Annotated in this window: 19 protein-coding genes; 18 read left to right on the top strand and 1 reads right to left on the bottom strand. The window is 33.2% G+C overall.

Features of this window, described 5'->3' with window-relative positions; all coding sequences use genetic code 11:
- Positions 1 to 302: 302 nt before the first annotated feature.
- The 11 genes from N4A68_08995 (at position 303) to N4A68_08945 (ending at position 11140) form a co-directional block, all read left to right on the top strand.
- Positions 303 to 569 carry a hypothetical protein gene (locus N4A68_08995; protein MCT4564440.1) on the top strand — a complete coding sequence of 89 codons (267 nt, stop codon included), beginning with the start codon at positions 303 to 305 and terminating at the stop codon, positions 567 to 569.
- A 270-nt stretch (positions 570 to 839) separates the two neighbouring features.
- Positions 840 to 1829, top strand: coding sequence for an AraC family transcriptional regulator (locus tag N4A68_08990; protein MCT4564439.1), 990 nt, complete (start codon positions 840 to 842; stop codon positions 1827 to 1829).
- Between the two features lie 101 nt (positions 1830 to 1930).
- Positions 1931 to 3676 (top strand): ABC transporter ATP-binding protein/permease, encoded by a 1746-nt coding sequence (locus tag N4A68_08985; protein MCT4564438.1) that lies wholly within the window; start codon positions 1931 to 1933, stop codon positions 3674 to 3676.
- Positions 3669 to 5408, top strand: a complete 1740-nt coding sequence (locus tag N4A68_08980) for an ABC transporter ATP-binding protein/permease (protein MCT4564437.1) — start codon at positions 3669 to 3671, stop codon at positions 5406 to 5408. The genes N4A68_08985 and N4A68_08980 overlap by 8 nt, the downstream gene beginning before the upstream one ends.
- Positions 5387 to 6349 (top strand): ABC transporter permease, encoded by a 963-nt coding sequence (locus N4A68_08975; protein ID MCT4564436.1) that lies wholly within the window; start codon positions 5387 to 5389, stop codon positions 6347 to 6349. Before N4A68_08980 ends, N4A68_08975 begins: the two co-directional genes overlap by 22 nt.
- Complete coding sequence (locus N4A68_08970; GenBank protein ID MCT4564435.1) at positions 6346 to 7188, top strand: ABC transporter permease; 843 nt, start codon at positions 6346 to 6348, stop codon at positions 7186 to 7188. The genes N4A68_08975 and N4A68_08970 overlap by 4 nt, the downstream gene beginning before the upstream one ends.
- Positions 7166 to 7930: an ABC transporter ATP-binding protein gene (locus N4A68_08965; GenBank protein ID MCT4564434.1), complete on the top strand. Its 765-nt coding sequence runs from the start codon at positions 7166 to 7168 to the stop codon at positions 7928 to 7930. Before N4A68_08970 ends, N4A68_08965 begins: the two co-directional genes overlap by 23 nt.
- Entirely contained in the window at positions 7923 to 8687 is a 765-nt protein-coding gene (locus tag N4A68_08960) for a dipeptide/oligopeptide/nickel ABC transporter ATP-binding protein (protein ID MCT4564433.1), read from the top strand. Before N4A68_08965 ends, N4A68_08960 begins: the two co-directional genes overlap by 8 nt.
- Positions 8684 to 10297, top strand: a complete 1614-nt coding sequence (gene nikA, locus N4A68_08955) for a nickel ABC transporter substrate-binding protein (protein MCT4564432.1) — start codon at positions 8684 to 8686, stop codon at positions 10295 to 10297. Before N4A68_08960 ends, nikA begins: the two co-directional genes overlap by 4 nt.
- 142 nt (positions 10298 to 10439) lie before the next feature.
- Positions 10440 to 10715: a DUF5320 domain-containing protein gene (locus tag N4A68_08950; protein ID MCT4564431.1), complete on the top strand. Its 276-nt coding sequence runs from the start codon at positions 10440 to 10442 to the stop codon at positions 10713 to 10715.
- A gap of 59 nt (positions 10716 to 10774) precedes the next feature.
- Complete coding sequence (locus N4A68_08945; GenBank protein ID MCT4564430.1) at positions 10775 to 11140, top strand: DUF134 domain-containing protein; 366 nt, start codon at positions 10775 to 10777, stop codon at positions 11138 to 11140.
- A gap of 116 nt (positions 11141 to 11256) precedes the next feature.
- Here N4A68_08945 and N4A68_08940 read toward each other — a convergent pair whose 3' ends face one another.
- On the bottom strand, positions 11257 to 11691 hold the full coding sequence (locus N4A68_08940) for a transcriptional repressor (protein MCT4564429.1): 435 nt from the start codon (positions 11689 to 11691) through the stop codon (positions 11257 to 11259).
- 418 nt (positions 11692 to 12109) lie between these two features.
- On the opposite strand from N4A68_08940, the gene N4A68_08935 reads away from it, so the two are divergent.
- The 7 genes from N4A68_08935 to aroF all read left to right on the top strand — a co-directional run bounded on the left by N4A68_08935 (position 12110) and on the right by aroF (position 18956).
- Positions 12110 to 13057 (top strand): zinc ABC transporter substrate-binding protein, encoded by a 948-nt coding sequence (locus tag N4A68_08935; GenBank protein ID MCT4564428.1) that lies wholly within the window; start codon positions 12110 to 12112, stop codon positions 13055 to 13057.
- A gap of 13 nt (positions 13058 to 13070) precedes the next feature.
- Positions 13071 to 13826: an ABC transporter ATP-binding protein gene (locus tag N4A68_08930; protein MCT4564427.1), complete on the top strand. Its 756-nt coding sequence runs from the start codon at positions 13071 to 13073 to the stop codon at positions 13824 to 13826.
- Positions 13819 to 14640 carry a metal ABC transporter permease gene (locus N4A68_08925; GenBank protein MCT4564426.1) on the top strand — a complete coding sequence of 274 codons (822 nt, stop codon included), beginning with the start codon at positions 13819 to 13821 and terminating at the stop codon, positions 14638 to 14640. The genes N4A68_08930 and N4A68_08925 overlap by 8 nt, the downstream gene beginning before the upstream one ends.
- Positions 14641 to 14681: 41 nt before the next feature.
- Positions 14682 to 15767, top strand: coding sequence for a permease (locus N4A68_08920; protein MCT4564425.1), 1086 nt, complete (start codon positions 14682 to 14684; stop codon positions 15765 to 15767).
- 10 nt (positions 15768 to 15777) lie between these two features.
- Entirely contained in the window at positions 15778 to 16548 is a 771-nt protein-coding gene (locus tag N4A68_08915) for a TIGR03943 family protein (GenBank protein MCT4564424.1), read from the top strand.
- A gap of 384 nt (positions 16549 to 16932) precedes the next feature.
- Positions 16933 to 17229 (top strand): DUF2325 domain-containing protein, encoded by a 297-nt coding sequence (locus tag N4A68_08910; GenBank protein MCT4564423.1) that lies wholly within the window; start codon positions 16933 to 16935, stop codon positions 17227 to 17229.
- A gap of 713 nt (positions 17230 to 17942) precedes the next feature.
- Positions 17943 to 18956, top strand: coding sequence for a 3-deoxy-7-phosphoheptulonate synthase (gene aroF, locus N4A68_08905; protein ID MCT4564422.1), 1014 nt, complete (start codon positions 17943 to 17945; stop codon positions 18954 to 18956).
- Positions 18957 to 18961 lie beyond the last annotated feature (5 nt).

Genomic DNA, 18961 nt, shown 5'->3' with positions numbered 1-18961 from the left:
TTCTATAAAAACCATCTACTACATGTAGTTTAAAAATCTTCAAAGCTATACCACCAAATATGCTTATATCTTAAGTAATTAAATTAAGGATGATATTCGCATATGCAATTGTGCCAAGTAAGAGTTATGCAATTTCCTCAAGTAACCAATCACAAAAAAGCACAATTTGATTAAAAGTCAATTGGTGCTTTTTTTCTGCTTTTGTCAAGTAGATATACATACATAATCACCTTTTGCCTTGCAGATAATACCTGTATTTTGGCATTTGTTTGTAAATAAAACGAAATTTATGTAGGGCTAATATGTTTATATATACTTTACACATTGAATGTGCTAATAATAGTTGGAATAGATTAAAGGAAGTTGAGCTTGGCTTTGATGTAAAAAGTGGTAAGGAATATGATCTTCGTGTTGAAAAAATAGGAAACGCAATAGAAGTGTTTGTAGAAGGAAAGTCATACATAAAAACTCAAGATTCTAAGCTTAATGTAGATGGATGCATAGGACTTAGAGGATGGAAAGACAATGTGGATTATGTATCATTTAGTGCAGAAAAAGTACCATTTTAAGTAATGCTTAGGGTGTACTATGGATTGCTCTAGGAACTTTGTAAATAGTTTGTTTAATAAAAAAGATCTTAGTATTAAGTTTGCTAAGGTCTTTTTCTATTTTCAAAATCTAATAAAAAGGGACTAATAACAATAAAGAAGTATAGAAATAAGAACCTTTATAAAATAGGAAAACTTTACAATTTAGAGAGAATAAATTATAATTGATGATATTGATAACTATTATCAACGTCGTTGATAATATATTTTTTATTGAGAGAGGTGAGTGCTGTGAATGAAAATTTCATAGTTACCAATGCCGATGATTTTTATAAGTTCTTTGTTCAAGAATGTAAATTTGAAAGTGAAAAGGCTGGCATGTATGAACGGTATTATGTAAATCCTGAATTTGGAGAAGGCTGCATAGAACAAATACGGTTTAAAAATGGATTGGAGCTGTGCATCACGGATTTATATCTGAAAAAATCTATAGGATTTGAGTATCACCTCATCGATCCACCCTATGAAATCAATTATATGATTGAAGGAAATTTGTTTCATAATGAAGTCTTGGCTAGGGATATGAATCTAAGTAGCGGAAACATGAGTGTTTATTTTAGAGAAGAAATGTGCGGAATATTTAAACTTGTTGAAGGTAGAAGAATTAAATACATAACCATTATTGCTGACGAACGCTTTGTGTCTGATAGTCTTTTAAATACTGAATATCATCAAGATTTAAATGAATTCAAACGATCCTCTAGGGCAATTGATTTGACTAAACCACATAAACCAAGAATGGAACTGACATCGATTTTTAACCAAATGATGGCATGTGATTTTTCTAATATTGGAAAACTGATGTATTTGCAAAGTAAGTCAATAGAGGCATTATCCCTTATATGGGAAAAAGAGATTAATCTATTAAAGCTTGAAGATAATTCAGTGTTTCTTGATAAGCAGGCTAAGGATGCAATTGAGCAAGCTAGATTATTGATTGAAGAAAACATAGTTGAGCCATATACAATTCATCAATTAGCTAAGGAAGTGCATTTAAATGAGTATAAATTAAAAAAAGGATTTAAACAGCTTTATAATATGACGATTTTTGGATATTTAAAACATATACGAATGGTCAAAGCCAAGGAGTTATTACAGCAAAAGGACTTAAACATTGGAGAAGTTTCATGTGCTGTAGGATACAGCAATGCCAGTCATTTTGCAAGAAATTTTAGGGAGTTTTACGGAGAAAATCCAAAACATTTTCGTTTTGGAGCATAAAAGCTCCTTCTATAGGCAGAAAAATTTTAAATAAGACGATATAATCCTAGTTATGGAAATTGGATTGTATGGTCTTATTTTTTTTAGGAGGTGGTTATACCATGATTAGTAGTATTAAAGGGCTGATAAATATATGCCTGCAGGAAAAAAGAAAATTTTCATTTTCTGTGGTATTTGGATTTATTTCAGTAATTTTTTCTATTATTCCTTATTATTGTACCTTTAGGGTCATTACGGAGATTTATTACTCAAACTATCAAATACGTAATTATATTATTTGGGCAATCCTAGGTATCATAATGCGATTTAGTTGTTTTGCTATATCCTCTTATATCTCCCATATGGCTACAGCGGATTTGCTATATGGCATTCGTTTAGAAATGCTCAATAAATTGGAAGGCCTATCCCTGGGAGTTGTGATGCAAGGGAATAGCGGTTATTATAAGAAGCTCATAGTGGAAGATGTAGAAGGTCTTGAGAAATTTCTAGCACATCATGTTCCAGAGGTATCATCTAGCCTGGGAGTACCAATAGCGGTTGGCATTTTATTGTTTGCTTTAGATTGGAGAATGGCTTTGGCAACGGTAATTATTATACCGATTGCATATAAAATATTATCTGGAATGATGCAAGGCAGTGAAGAGAAAATGGAAAATTATTCAAAATCTTTAATGGATATGAATTTTTCTATTATAGAGTATATCCAAGGAATGACAGTTATTAAATCCTTTAATAAGACAGATGTGGCTAGGGCAAAGATTGAAACTACTGTGGATAATTTTAAATATCACGTTTTAGATTGGTACAAAGCTTGTTGGAAATATATGTCTGGATTTTCTATTTTAATAAAAGCCAATCTATTAGTTCTCTTACCAACGGCTGGATTATTATTTCTAAAGGGTAAAATCGATATTAGTACTATCATTTTCTTTTTTTTGATGTCCTTTTCCTTTTCTGTTCCACTTGTAAAGCTTGGTGAATTTACTGACACCATGCCAATGATTAGTCAATCCTATGAACAGATAAAGCAATTCCTATCCATGGAAGAGCTGAAAAACTGTAAAAAAACAGTTAAGTTTAAAAATCATTCTATCGAATTTAAGAATGTAAGTTTTAGCTATGAAGATGATAAACAGGTTATTAAGGACATATCCTTTGTAGCTCGTGGGGGAGAATTAACTGCATTGGTAGGAGAATCGGGATGTGGTAAAAGTACAATTGCCAAGCTTGCTGCACGATTTTGGGATGTAGATTCCGGGGAAATCTTAATTGGAGGGATACCCGTTAAAGAGATACCCTTCCAGCAGCTTATGGATAATATTAGTTTTGTCTTCCAAGATACCATTATTTTTCATGATACCCTAAGAAACAATATTAGAATGGGCAAGCCCGATGCCACAGATGAAGAAATTATGGAGGCAGCAAAGCTTGCATCCTGTAAGGATTTAGTTACACAAAAAGGGCTAGATACTGTTATTGGAGGTACAGATATAAAATTATCCGGTGGGGAAAAGCAACGTATTGCAATAGCTAGAGCAATTTTGAAGGATGCACCAATTATTATTCTAGACGAAGCAACTGCTTCTTGCGATGCAGAAAGCCAAATGGAGATTCAGTCAGCTATATCTAATTTGTCGAAAAATAAAACGGTGTTGGTAATTGCCCATAGATTATCTACCATTGAGGATGCCAATAAAATTATAGCACTTTCAGAGGGAATAGTTAAAGAAGAAGGGCTTCATTTCCAGCTATTAGCTATCAATGGACTATATCACAATATGTATAAAAAATACCAGGAATCCCTTAACTTTAAAATTAATAGGGAGGAGGCGTGGGAATATGTTTAATTCTGTTGAAAGAATAATAAAACTGTCGGGAACCTTTAGCTCAAAGGTTAAAAAAGGAATAGCATATGGAATTTTACAAAGTGCTTTTTCTTGTGCGCCCCTTATGTTTATGTTTTTCTTTATAAGAGATATGGTAGGTAAATCCTTATCAAAAACAAATATTTATATATACACATTTACATTTGCTATATGTATTTTTCTACAATACCTTTTTCATTTTAAGGAAACATCAACTATTAGTAGTGTAGGATATGAAGTAATTGCCCAAAAAAGAAAAGACATATGCGAATTTCTTAAAAAAATGCCTATGGGAGATTTTATGGGTAGAAGTCTTGGAGAAATAAATGCCATTGTAACCAATGAGCTTACACAGATTGAGCTTTACGCTATGCAGCTTGTATCTAAGGTAGTAAGTAGTGTTACAACCCTGGTAGTAACCATACTATTTTTAGGGGTATTGAATATTCCTATGACTATTGCTTTTTTTATAGGTTTTCCCATTTCTTTTATGCTTAATAAAGTTATCAGGCGTATGTATGCCCACTCTGCGAAGGTAAAGCTAGAAGCAGAAAGTAATTTAATAAATCATACCGTGGAATATATTCAAGGTATGGCAACGGTAAAAGCTTACAATAATCAAAAAAATCATCATGAACGTATGGGGAAGGTTTTTCGACAATTTGCGGATAAAACCATTAAAGAAGATGCAAAAATCATTCCTTTACTTCAAGGATATGCCATGTTTATGTATCTAGGACTTGGAGTAGTTTTATGCCTAGGCAGCTATTTACTAATAGATAAAAGTATTGATTTTAGCATATTTTTGATGTTTTCTGTCATAGGCATTCATATTTATCAGCCCTTTGAAATTTTATCGTCCTATTCAGGGACACTTAAAGGAATGGAGGTGAGTCTTGATAGAGTGGAACATCTAATGAACTTTAAACCCATGGAGGAACCAGAGAAGGATATTGAATGTACATCCTTTGATGTAGAATTTTCAAATGTATACTTTGGATATAATGAGAAGCCTATTCTTAAAAATCTTTCTTTTATTGCACCTCAAAATACATTAACTGCAATTGTCGGGGCTTCTGGTAGCGGAAAAACAACCTTGATACAGCTTATGATGAGATTTTGGGATACGGATAGTGGGGAGATAAAGCTTGGTGGTAGAAATATTCGCGAGTATAGAATTGAAACCCTTATGAAATATATATCCGTAGTGTTTCAAGATAATTACCTTTTTAATGATACCATATACAATAATATAAGATATGGTAATGAGAAAGCTGCCAAGGAAGAAATTGAAGCAGCAGCTAGACTCGCTTGCTGTCATGATTTTATTGAAAAGCTTCCAAATGGCTACAAAACAATGGTAGGAGAAGGTGGAACGACTTTATCAGGTGGTCAGCGTCAAAGAATTGCCATTGCAAGGGCCATCATAAAGGATTCACCTATTATCATATTAGATGAGGCAACTAGCGGAGTTGCTCCAGTCAACGAGGTAGATATCCAAAGAGCAATATCCCAGTTAGTAAAAGGAAAAACGGTTTTCGTTATTGCCCATAAATTTTCCTCTATTACTAATGCGGACCAAATTCTTGTTTTAGACAATGGTGTATTAAAGGAAAAGGGAACACATCAAGGGTTAACCAGAAAAAATGGAATTTATCATTCCTTGTGGAAACGCCAGTTAGGGGTGAATGAATGGAAAATACGAAGCATATAAAAGTCAGAAGATTTATATTTAAGAGAGTTATTTCCCTAGTATTAGTGCTTTTAGGTATTACTATGCTTTGCTTTTTTCTACTGAATTTATCTCCAATAGATGCTACTGATGCATATATACATAAGCATATGATGCCGCCAAATGAAGAAACCGTACAAAAAATACAGGCTCAGTTGGGACTAAACAGACCACTCCATGAAAGATACCTAATGTGGCTACAAAATGCTGCTACCCTTAATTTTGGAGATTCCTTCGTGACTGGGAAGCCCATAGTAAAGGAAATAACAGTGTGTTTTGGTAGAACCCTAAAGCTGGTAGTAGGAGCAGTACTGATTATGCTTTCTTCATCTATTGTTTTAGGTATATTGTCGGCACTCCAAAGGGATAAAATAGCAGATCAAGCCATCAGAGGAATTTCATTGATGGGCATGTCAGTTCCCTCTTATTGGATGGGACTTATGCTTATATATCTTTTTTCTATAAAATTAAAGCTTTTACCCTTTGTATTTGATGATAGCCTCCGAAGCTATGTTTTGCCTAGTATTTCTTTAGGTATCCCATTTATTGCTACGTATACGAGGATGGTAAGAACTAATATTTTAGAAAAACTCGATGAAGACTTTGTTACATATGCAAGGGCAAGGGGAATACCGGGCTATAAAATTATGACAAAGCATATCCTAAAAAGTTCTAGTGTGTCACTAATTTCTCTTTTGGGCCAAAATATTGGTAATATTTTGGCGGGTACAGCAATAATTGAAACGGTGTTTTCTATAAAGGGATTGGGAAGATACGGCATTGATGCCATATTTGCGAGGGATAATCCAGCAGTCAATGCTTATGTAGTTATCATTGCATTTTCCTTTGCACTGGTAAATCTATTATCGGATATTATTGCTATCAAGCTGGATAAGAGGGTAGGTGAAAACAGTCTGCTATGAAGGAATTTTTTAGAAATAAACAATGTACCCTTGGTTTACTGATTTTATGTATGATTATTGCTTTTGGTATCATATATCCTATGATCTCAAACCATGATCCCTTTGAAATTTCATCTGGAGATAAGTTCAAAACCATATCTGAGGCGTATCCCCTAGGGACAGATGGCTTCGGAAGATGTGTACTTACAAGGATAGCTGTGGGAACAAAATATTCCCTGGGAGTATCCTTTGTTATTATAGGGGGCATATCCATTATAAGTCTGTTTTTAGGAACCATACCTACTTATTTTGGGGGAAGGGCTGATCGTATATTTGTAGCAATTTGTGATGTGATTATGGCATTTCCCCAGATGGTTTTTGTACTTGTACTTATTGGCATTATTGGTAAAGGTATTGTTAATTTAATGTTATCCATGGTAATTGCCCAATGGGCTTGGTACGCTAAGTTTGTAAGGGGATATGTTTTAGAGGAAAAAAATAAGGGCTATGTAAAGGCAGCAGTAGCCTGTGGAACAGGAAGCCTACAAATTATTTTACGGCATATTATTCCTAACATACTACCGGCATTCATTGTGTATGTAAGTGTAGGTATGGGGAGAATCATTTTGGAACTTTCAGCATTTTCCTTTTTAGGACTTGGTGTAAGTCCATCTATTCCAGAATGGGGTGCTATGCTGAATGAAAGTAGAAAGCATATATTTTCACAGCCCCAGTTAATGCTTTATCCTGGGTTATTTATATTTTTTACTGCAATAGGCTTTAATTTATTGGGGGATGGGCTTAGAGATTTATTTGATAAAAAGAAAGGTGATATACATGGGGCTGTTGAAGATCAATGATCTTAAAGTAGAGTGGGGTAATAGAGTTTTGATTGATTCTATGAATCTATCGATAAAAAAAGGCGAAATTTTAGCTGTAGTTGGAAAGTCCGGGAGTGGTAAAACAATGACATTCAAAGCCACCACCGGGCTATTAGCATCAAAGCAATTCAAAGTTTCAGGGAAAATAGATTGGAATAATAAAGTATATTCACCAAGGGATATGTCAGTTTTTTTAGGAAAAGAAATTTCCTATGTAATGCAAAATCCCATGACGGCCTTTAATCCAGTTATTACTATAGGCTCCCATTGCCGAGAAACCCTTACATATCATTTGAATATAAGTAAAAAAGAGGCGGACAATATAGCAAAAAAATGGTTTGAGAAACTTAGATTAATGGAATTTGATAGAATATTTTCAAGCTATTGCTATGAACTGAGTGGGGGAATGCTGCAAAGAGTTATGTTAGCTTTAGCTATGTCCGTAGAAAGTAAAATCATAATAGCCGATGAGCCAACCACTGCATTGGATACAATTACCCAAAAAGAAATAGTTTCAGAGCTTAAAATACTTAATGAAAGTTATGGAGTCACTATTGTTTTCATATCCCATGATTTTGCTGTTCTAAGTCAGATAGCAGATAATGTTGCTGTTATTTCTGGTGGGAAGCTTTTAGAATATGGAAGTACAGAAAAAATTCTAACCTCGCCACAATCAAAATTAACTAAAATAATGCTGAAGGAACTGATTGACTATGCTTGACATTACCCATTTATTTAAAAGCTATGAAGATAATCCTGTACTTAAGGATGTTTCATTTCATCTAAAAAACAAACGAAGCATTGCAATCGTTGGAGAAAGTGGTAGTGGAAAATCTACTATTGCAAATATTTTATTAGGTTTTGAGGCATGGAATGAAGGTGATATTTCATACAAGGGAAAATCCCTAAAGTTCTTTGACAAAAAGGATTGGAAAGACTACAGGAAGGATATACAGCCTGTTTTTCAGGATTCCCATAATAGTCTCAATCCCAGGATGAAGGTTAAAGACCTTTTATCAGAGCCACTGAGGAATTTTACAACTCTTAGGAAGAATCAGCGATATAAGAGGGTAGAAGAAATTCTTTCTATCGTAGATTTAAACCCCAGGGATGGAGAAAAATATCCCCATACCTTCAGTACTGGACAGCAAAAAAGGATTAATATAGCTAGGGCTATTATTTGCGATCCTAAGATGATTGTTCTAGATGAAGGGACATCAGGGCTTGATCCAGAAACAAAAAACAATATGATTAGACTAATTCAAAGACTCCAGACTAGTCAAAATATTACATTTATCATGATTACCCATGACATAAGTATAGCTCAAAGGTTAGCATCCCATATCGTTATCCTAAAAGAAGGGATGGTGATAGAGGATGTAGAGGAGTTTGAGGATATGTACCAGCTTAAAAGCGGTTATGCAAAACAGCTTATAGATGCAGTACCTAAATTAAAATATATAGGAGGACTAAAATGAAAAGAATAGGAAGTGCTTTAATATTAATTATGATAGCAGCAGTATTAATTGTGGGCTGTTCCAAGGTGCCAACGAATCCAGAGGAAAAGGAAACAATTTCAAATGAGGTGGAGGGAAATAACGAACTCGTTATTGCTTGGTCCAGGGATTTAGATAACTTTGGGCCCCTTACTTCCGAGGATGGATTTAGTCATGAAATTTTAAGCCTCGTATATGAACCCCTTGTAAAATTTGATGGACAGAAGGCGGTACCATATCTAGCTGAAAGTTTCGAGTCTTCAACTGATGGTAAGATATATACATTACATCTTAGAAAGGATGTAAAGTTTTCAGATGGAAATATACTAAGTGCAGAGGTAGTTAAACAAAACTTGGATGGGATTCTACAAAATGCGGATCGTTTCTCTTGGATGGGGGCCATTGCAAAGCTTGATAAAGTAGAGGTGGTGGATGAATTAACAGTGAGATTTATCTATAAAGAACCATATTATGCGGCATTTTTAGATATGTGTTCACAGTTTCCAATTAGAATGATTAGTCCCTCATCGATTCCCGATGATGGCAACACAGCAGGGATGTTAAAAAGCAGCATTGGTACTGGTGCTTATGTATTGAGTGAGGCAATAAAGGATCAGGAATACATATTTACATTAGATGAAAATTATTGGGGAGAAAAACCAAAATTTGAAAAGGTTACTGTTAAGATAATTCCAGATCATGATTCCAGAGTTATGGCATTACAAAGTGGCGATGTGGATCTAATATATGGTGCAAAGCAGCTTTCCTATGAAGCATATTCACAGTTTGAAAATAATGATAAAATTGGAAGTGCTTACTCTGAAAATGAATCAAATACAGGGTGTATTTTAATGAATACTACAAATGAAATATTAGCAGATATCAATGTGAGAAAGGCCATCCTACAAGGTGTAAATAAAGAAGATATTATAAGCACAGCTCTTTTAGGTATAGAAGAAAAAGCCGATACTATTTTAAATCCAAAGCTTCCCTATTGTAATGTGGCTGTAACCCCATATGAATATAATAAAGAAATAGCAGCCGAGCTTTTAGATAACGCAGGATGGGTACTTCCCGCTGGAAAGGATATTAGAGAAAAGGATGGAAAGCCTCTTACATTACAATTGATGTATGTTACGGGTAGAGGGGCAGAGGAGAGTATAGCACAAATGTTTGCAGCACAAATGAAAGAAATTGGCATTGATGTCAAATTAGATGGTGTAGAGTTGATGGTTTGGGGTTCGAGAGGGTTCGGAGGAGATTTTGATCTTTCGTTTAATGCAACCTATGGGGCACCCTATGATCCACATAATTACATTGGAGGTATGATGAGCTATAGTCTTGACAACCCTGCTCAGCAAGGGCTTCCAAATAAGCCAGAGTTGGATGCCAAGATAACTGAATTATTTTCCACCAATGATGAGAAAGAGATACAAGCTTGCTATGATTCTATTTTAAAACAGCTTCATGATAGTGCAATATATATTCCGATTTCTTATCAAAAGCAAATTGCTTTATATGATAAAAAAACCATTTCTAAATTAGAGTTCCCTGCTATTCCCGGTGAGCTGGATATGATGCTTGTAAAGTAATAAACCCAAATGAGATCTTAGCACTAATTGGCTAAGGTCTTTTTTTTTTATATAATTACAAAAGTTATTGACATATACCCAAAACTTGATATAATATAAATTATAAAGGGTATATACCCAAAACTAAAAAGGAGGTTTTCATATGCCAAGATATGATGGAACAGGGCCAATGGGTAAAGGAACAGGAACCGGTAGGGGCTTAGGACAATGTACTAATGGGAAGGAATTTATATTTAGTAAAGGAAGAGGTGGAAGAGCAGGGACTGGATGTAGGAGAGGCTTTGGAAGGTATTTTTATAATGATAAGCTAGATCCCAAAATTGAGAAAGCTATTCTCGAAAAAGAAAAAGAAGATTTGCAGATGGAACTTAAAAATATTGAGGATGCATTGAGAAACTATGAAGAAGATAAGGGGTGAATTTACTTCACTCCTTTATTTTGTTAATATATAATTATAATTATGAGGGAGGTAAAGAAATGCCTAGACCTAAAAAATGGAGAAGAGTTTGTAGAATGCCAGATATTAAAGTTTATGGTCCGTTAAGTACAGATGCCGATGATTCAGATGCCGTTATTTTGACAGTAGAAGAACTGGAAACCATTAGGCTTATTGATCTAGAGGAAATGAATCAAGTAGATTGTGCTAAATTAATGGGAGTGGCACGTTCAACTGTTCAAAGAATATATAATGATGCTAGAAAAAAAATTGCTAAAAGTATTATAAATGGCAAGATACTAAGGGTTGAAGGCGGAAATTATAAAATTTGCGGTAGGGATATGGATATTGATATGTGTAATAACTGTTCTGGGAAAAGACATAGGCATGGAAGAATAAACAAGTAAATGAATAATATAAAAGTTTGTATATGGATTTGATGAACCATTTACAAACTTTATCCCATATAATTTGAAATGAACTTCTATATGTTTATTAAGTTAACATGACTATACGAAACATTTTATTTATTTTTGCTTTTTTGACAATCATTGCAATACCCGTATAATTCGAGCTTATGATCAGTCAGTCTGAAATTTTTATCCTTTGATAGCTGTTCAAAGGTGTTCATGGGGCAAAAATCTATTACTTCGGTTTTTCCGCAACCCTTGCATATAATATGATGATGATGCTTTTTAGCACATACTAGTTTATATAGAGCTATACCATCTTCACCGGTAAATTTATATACAAGATCTAGTTTTTCTAGTATTTCTAGATTTCTGTATACAGTAGACATATTAGTTTTAGGATAGATTTCCTTTGATTTATTAAATAGATTTTCAACTGAAATTAAATTACTTTGATTAGAAGACAATACCTGTAAAATTGCTTTTCTTTGGGCAGTAACCTTATAGCCATTAGATTTTAGTTTATCTATTATATACGTTAATTCCATAAGCCTCACTCCAAAATACATAATCCTTTTACAATATCATATAATAAATAGGATAAAGAAACAACTGAATTTAAGTATTAGGAATATGAAAAAAATAAACAAGTTAGGTTGCGAAGTAATTTTGATTATTTTCTAAGTACCGGGTCACGCACATATTCACTGTATATAAGTGATCAAGTAACGACGAAAAGAATTAAAAGGACGAGTAAGATAACTAGTTTATTTTTTGAATATGACTTGAGGAAATTGCATAACTCTGACTTGGCTAAGTCGCATAATATATATGGTATAGCTTTGTGGCTTTTGAAATCCTTATATATAAGATTACATTTTACGTAATATCATATTGACATTTCACTAGAATATGGTAAAATTGTAGTTGAAAATGCAAATTATTTGCAATGAGGAGGCTGGAAAAGTGAATTTTAAAAAGAGTTTTATCTACATAGTATTAATAATCATGATGGTAAGTATCATTGGTTGTGAAGGAAAGCAGCCACTAGATACAGAGGCTGATAGTAGTAAGGATCAAATTACTATAGCAGTGTCCATAGTTCCCGAGGAGACCTTTGTTAAAGCAGTGGCTGGGGATTTAGTAGATGTTGTAACCATGATCCCTCCAGGCCATAGCCCAGCAAATTATCAACCGACACCTAAACAAATGACTAAATTTAGTGAAGCTAAAGTTTATTTCTCTATGGGGGTTCCCACTGAGAGAGCTAATATTCTACCTAAGATAAAGGATTTTAATAAAGATGTAAAGGTGGTGTCATTAGCTGATATAGTGGAAGGAGTTTATCCTCACCGTTATTTTGAATTGGGAGAGCATCATAAGCATGACGATGATAAGGATCATAAAGACAATGAAGAAAAGCATAGTATAAGGGATCCCCATATCTGGCTTTCTCCGAAGCGTGTTAAGGTCATGATAGATGTAATAAAAGATGAGCTGATTGATATTGATCCTGAAAATGCTAAGATATATACGAAAAATGCAGCAGATTATCTAGAGAAGCTCGATCAAGCTGATAATGAGATTAAAGAAGTTCTCAGTGGGCTAGCTGGTCAGTCATTTATCATATATCATCCAGCCTTTGGATATTTTGCCGATGATTATGGATTGAAAATGGTTACTATAGAAGAGGAAGGAAAAGAAGCTACTACTAAGAAGCTTCAGAATGTTATAGATTTTGCAAAACAGGAAAAAATTAAGTTTGTTTTCTATCAGCAAGAATTTGATAGTCATCAAGCTGAAACCATAGCTAAGGAAATAGAAGGAGCCACTATCAAAGTAGCACCATTAGCTCCAAATTATATAGAAAATTTAACATATATAGTAGGTCAATTAAAAGAAGCTGTAAAGTAGGAGGCAGTTGTGGATGTATGATGTTGAGATAAAAGACGTGAGTGTCTATTATGGCTCAGTATGTGCGCTGCAAAATGTTGATTTGAAAATAAGAAATAAAGAGTTTTTAGGGATAATAGGACCAAATGGTGGAGGAAAATCTACTCTACTAAAAGTGTTGTTAAGACTTATCAAGCCAACAACGGGGTCAATTTCCATAAAAGGGAGCGAACCCATTGGGTACGTTCCTCAATTTGCTTTTTTTGATAGAAGCTTTCCAATCAATGTTTTGGATGTAATACTTATGGGCAAATTACAAAAAAAAATCAGATGGTTTAAAAAATATTCTGCTGAAGATATAAGCCATGCAGAAAATATTATGGAGAAATTAGGAATACTTGAATTTAGGGATAGACAAATTAAGCAATTATCGGGAGGACAACTACAAAAGGTTCTTATAGCTAGGGCTTTAATTACAGATCCAAGAATTCTTGTACTAGATGAACCTACATCGAGCCTAGATGTTAAAACAAAAAAAGAAATCTACCATATGTTAAATAAACTTAGGGAAGAAAAGACCATAATGATTGTTACCCATGAGATGGAGGATATACTTCCCCATATGGATAATATAGTATATGTAAATAGAACCTTAAAATATTATAAAGAAGACCTTAAACCAGATCCTGGAGTTGTTGAAAAAATGTGTGGATTTCCTAATAAAGATATCACAAAAGGAGGAATAATCCACAGGGAATTGGCTAGCCATAGGGAGGTCAGATATGATTAAAGCATTATTTAGTTATACATTTATGCAAAATGCATTTATGGCTGCTATTTTATCGAGTATCGTATGTGGTGTTATTGGAACAATTATCACACAAAAACGATTGGTTAGTATGAGTGGAGGAATAGCACATGCTTCCTTTGGAGGCATAGGGTTAGGATATTTATTGGGTATAGAGCCTATCATAGGAGGGCTCATATTTTCTGTTTTAGCTTCTTTAGGAATATCTACTATCAAAAGGAAAATAAATACTTATTCAGACACCTTAATAGGTATGTTTTGGTCCTTTGGTATGGCATTGGGAATATTATTTATTTCCATATCCCCTGGATATCCACCGGATATGACTTCATATTTATTTGGAGATATACTTACAGTTTCCTCCCTATATATAAAGATGATGGTAATACTAAGCTTTATTATTATACTTTCTATTGCTTGTATATTTAATTATTGGAGGGCTTATCTTTTTGATGAGGAATTCACTAAAATATTGGGGGTGAATACCCTATCCCTTGAATATATTTTATTTATATTAATATCCTTAAGTATAGTTGTTTTAATAAAGGTTGTAGGAATAATATTGGTCATAGCATTATTAACGATTCCTCCGGCAATAGCAAAACTATTTACCTATAATCTTAGAAATATGATGGTATTATCCAGTATAATAGGGGCTATTTTCAGTATTAGCGGACTACTTATATCCTACAAATATAATATACCTTCGGGGGCAACAATAATACTATTATCAGTAATAGGATTCTTTCTGATAGCCTTAATTTTTAGAATAATAAATCGAGATAAAGCCCAATGATAAAGTACTGAGCTTTATAAGGTGAGTGGGGATGATATATTATGATTTCAACACAAATGATGAATAAAATGGAAAGGATATTTATTTTTATCATAGGTAGCCTTATAACAATACTTTTTTTAAATATTATGATTGGCTTTGAGGGTAATGGCCTTTTAAATAGTGAAAAAAGCTACTTAGAAGGGTTTACTATAGTTTTTTTGAGTATAATATTAGAGGCTATACCATTTGTAATGATCGGAAGTTTTATATCATCAATAATTAAAATATTTGTATCGGAAAAAGCTATTGCAAGAATCATTCCTAAAAGTAGGTTTGTAGGGCTTGTTGCGGCTTCTTTAATGGGATTTGTTTTTCCAGTATGTGAATGTGCTATTGTTCCTATAATGAGAAGGTTAATTAAAAAAGGAGTGCCGATTCACATAGCAGTAACCTTTATGCTTTCAGTACCCATTGTAAATCCTGTGGTATTAGCTTCCACCTATTATGCATTTTCTGGTGAAGCCCATATGGTTTTTTTAAGGGGTTTCCTGGGGCTAACCAGTGCTATATTGATAGGTCATATTGTGGGGATTATACAAAATAATAATCCCTTAAAAAATAATACTTCCCAGGATCATATAAGGTGTGGATGTAGTGATGAGCATAATCACCATAGCCATGATATCTGTGGATGTGGACATCATCATCACTCTGTAATCGGTAAAAAAGATAGTATCCTATCTAAGGGGATTAATATAATAGAACATACGGGCCTAGAATTATATAATGTGGGTAAGTTTCTAATAATAGGAGCATTTTTATCGGCATTGATGCAAACATTCATATCTAGAAGCTATATTTTATCAATAGGGGAGGGGAAAATATCCTCAACTATAGTTATGATGGTTTTGGCATTTGTACTATCCCTATGTTCAGAAGCAGATGCTTTCATAGCTAGAACCTTTGTTGGGCAATTCACCACAGGTTCTATAGTAGGATTTTTGATATTAGGCCCGATGATAGACATAAAAAATACTTTGATGCTCAGTAGTTCGTTTAAAATAAAGTTTGTAATAAAGTTAATAACTATCATATCTTTAGTATGCTTTACTATGGCTATGCTTGTGAATATAATGGGAATATAGAGGTGCTGAAATGAAGAAAATTAATATAAATGAATTGATATGGTTTATAATATTAGCTTCCTTTGCCTACTATATTTATGGGTTGTTTAATACACAGAAAATAAATACATATATGCATCCTAAGATGTTTAAGTATGTACTTTTTTCTTTGGGTGTTTTTATATTATTATCTATATTTCAGTTTAGAAGAATATTTATATATGAACAAAATAAAAGAATAAAACCGGGATATATCATATTCATAATTCCATTACTTTTAGCCTTTATAGTAAATCCAGAGAACCTAAGTGCCAAAGTAGTTTCTAATAAGAATATAAATATAGTTAATAGTAATTTAGATAATAAAGAAAAGCCTGCTATTGATGATGAAGAGATACAGCTTGATATGAACATAGATACTAGTGCCGATTATTATAGTGCCCATGGAGAAAAGTTCAAGGATACTATGATGATATTATATGAAAATCTGGATGAAATGATAGGTGAAGAAGTTGAATTATCAGGTTTTGTGTATAGAGAATCGGATTTTTCAGAGGAACGATTTGTAATTGCTAGGTTGTTAATGAGTTGCTGTGCAGCGGATGCTCAGGTCGCGGGATTGTTGTGTGAATGGGGTGGGGATAATAAGCCACAGGATAATGAATGGATTAAAATTATGGGCAGGGTGGAGTCAACAATATATTACAATGAATATACCCATGAGGAAGGAAAGGTGGCATTAATTAAGATCACTAAGGTAGAGGTTATTGAGCCACCTAAAGATCAATATATATACCCATAATATATATGGCATAGCTTTGGGGATTCTTAAACTATAGTAGATAAACTTTGTAGAATGGAATTATGCAATTTGCTCAATTAGAAAAAATAAACAAATTATTTTACTTGTATTTTGATTCTTTTCCACGATACTCAATTACTTACAGACAGTACAGTAAGTATGTTTGTGACTGAGTGCCTAGAAAATAATCAAAATCACTTCGTAAAATGACTTGTTTATTTTTTTTATATGACCTGGGGTTTTTAAAGGGAAATATATCTATACTATTTTTTTATAATACAATAAATATTGATAATATTATGCTATCTACACTTGACAATATAATGAAGTATGATAAAATATTAATAATGATAATCGTTATCAATTGGAAAAGGAGTGAAAAACATGAGTGTTGTTATAATAGGCGGACATGAACGAATGGAAAGAATTTATAAAGATACAGGCAAAAAACATGGATGTAAGGTGAAGGTCTTTACTAAGATGAAGGGAGATTTGATGAAAAGAATAGGTACTCCAGATTATATAGTTACCTTTACAGATGTTGTATCCCATAAGCTTGTACATACAACAATGAAGATTTCCAAGAAAAAAAATATACCCCATCTAAGGTTACACAATAGCAGTCTGCAAACCTTAGAAAATGCTTTAGCTAAAGTTACAGGAAATACAGCTATTAACTAAAATATACATAAATAACAAGGACATCTATTTTATACCAAAGAAATAATTGATATCAAATAGATGTCTTTGGCATAAAATATAATATAAATATTAGGGGAGAAGAACTAAATATTTATTCTTTGTAGTGAATTGTTAAAATATTTTATATAATAAAATAAATTGTGTATTTTCTTAAAAAACATTGACATCTATAACTTATCTGATATAATCAGTTTCAATATAAAAAATTATTTGAAAGAAGCTTGGAGGCAAAGGAAATGGAAAAACTTATTAGAAAGGTAAATGCAAAACAATTTAATAGTTATTTTTACTTTTTTAGCTGGGGCTATTATTTTTACTTTTATTTTAGCGCTGGTTATTCGTTTTGCAATAAAATATTGGAAAGCCTTTCTAATGAGAATAGGAAAAGCAAGCTGCTATTGACTAGTTAGTATAAAGCTATAGAAAATATTACTACAGCTTTTAAACAAATAGATGGTAAGCCAAGAAGACTCATTAGAAGAGTCTTCTTTTTTTTATACAATTTTTATTCAAGAAATACTTGATGATAATAAAACGAGCAAATTGCATAATTACTTTCTATAAAAATCATCTACTGTATATAGTTTTAAAATCTCTGAAGCTATACCATATATATTATGCAATTCTACCAAGTCAGAGTTATGCAATTTCCTCAAACTATAAAAAATTAAAATTTGAAGGGAGATTTTAGTATGATAATTGTTATGAAACCCCAGGCAAAAGAAGAAGAGAGTGAAAAAATTAAAACAAAAATGAAGAGTTTAGGCTGTGAAATTCATGAGTCAAAGGGGGAAAACTATCATTTACTTGGACTTGTGGGAGATACAAGTAGAATTGACCCATCACAAATTCAGGCAAATAGAAATGTGGAGAAATTAATATTTGTACAGGAACCTTACAAAAAAGCAAATAGGCTTTTCCACCCAGAGGGAAGTATAGTTGAGGTAAATGGTAGACAGATTGGTGGAAATAAATTTACTGTAATAGCAGGACCTTGCTCCGTAGAGAGTGAAGATCAGATCGTAAGTATTGCCGAGGATATAAAAGAAAGTGGGGCTACTTTTTTAAGGGGGGGAGCATTCAAGCCCAGAACTTCACCCTATAGCTTTCAGGGGCTCAGAGATGAAGGCTTAGAGCTTCTTAAGATAGCTAGAGAGAAAACAGGACTTCCCATAGTTACTGAGCTTATGTCACCGAATAAAATTGATAAATTTGTTGAGGATGTAGATGTCATACAAATAGGTGCTAGAAACATGCAAAACTTTGATCTTTTAAAGGAAGTTGGAAAGCTAGATAAGCCAGTACTGCTAAAAAGAGGATTGTCTGCCACTATAGAAGAGTTATTAATGGCTGCAGAATATGTAATGTCCGAGGGAAATGAAAAAGTTATTCTTTGTGAAAGAGGAATAAGGACCTTTGAAAAATATACTAGAAACACATTGGATCTCAGTGCTATACCTGTTATAAAGAAATACAGCCATTTACCTGTTATTGTGGATCCAAGCCATGCAGGTGGATTATGGTGGCTGGTTGAACCCTTGGCAAAAGCAGCATTAGCAGTTGGAGCCGATGGGTTGATGATAGAAGTTCATAATGACCCAGCAAACGCTAAATGTGACGGACAACAATCAATAAAACCCGAGAGATTTAGTTCATTAATGGAAAAATTAAAACAATTAGCAAAGATAGAAAATAAAGAATTATAATGGAG

Source organism: Maledivibacter sp. (assembly GCA_025210375.1).
Lineage (GTDB): Bacteria > Bacillota > Clostridia > Peptostreptococcales > Caminicellaceae > JAOASB01.
Note: the sequence above shows the minus strand (reverse complement) of the source record. Positions and strands in the feature narration are given on the sequence as shown.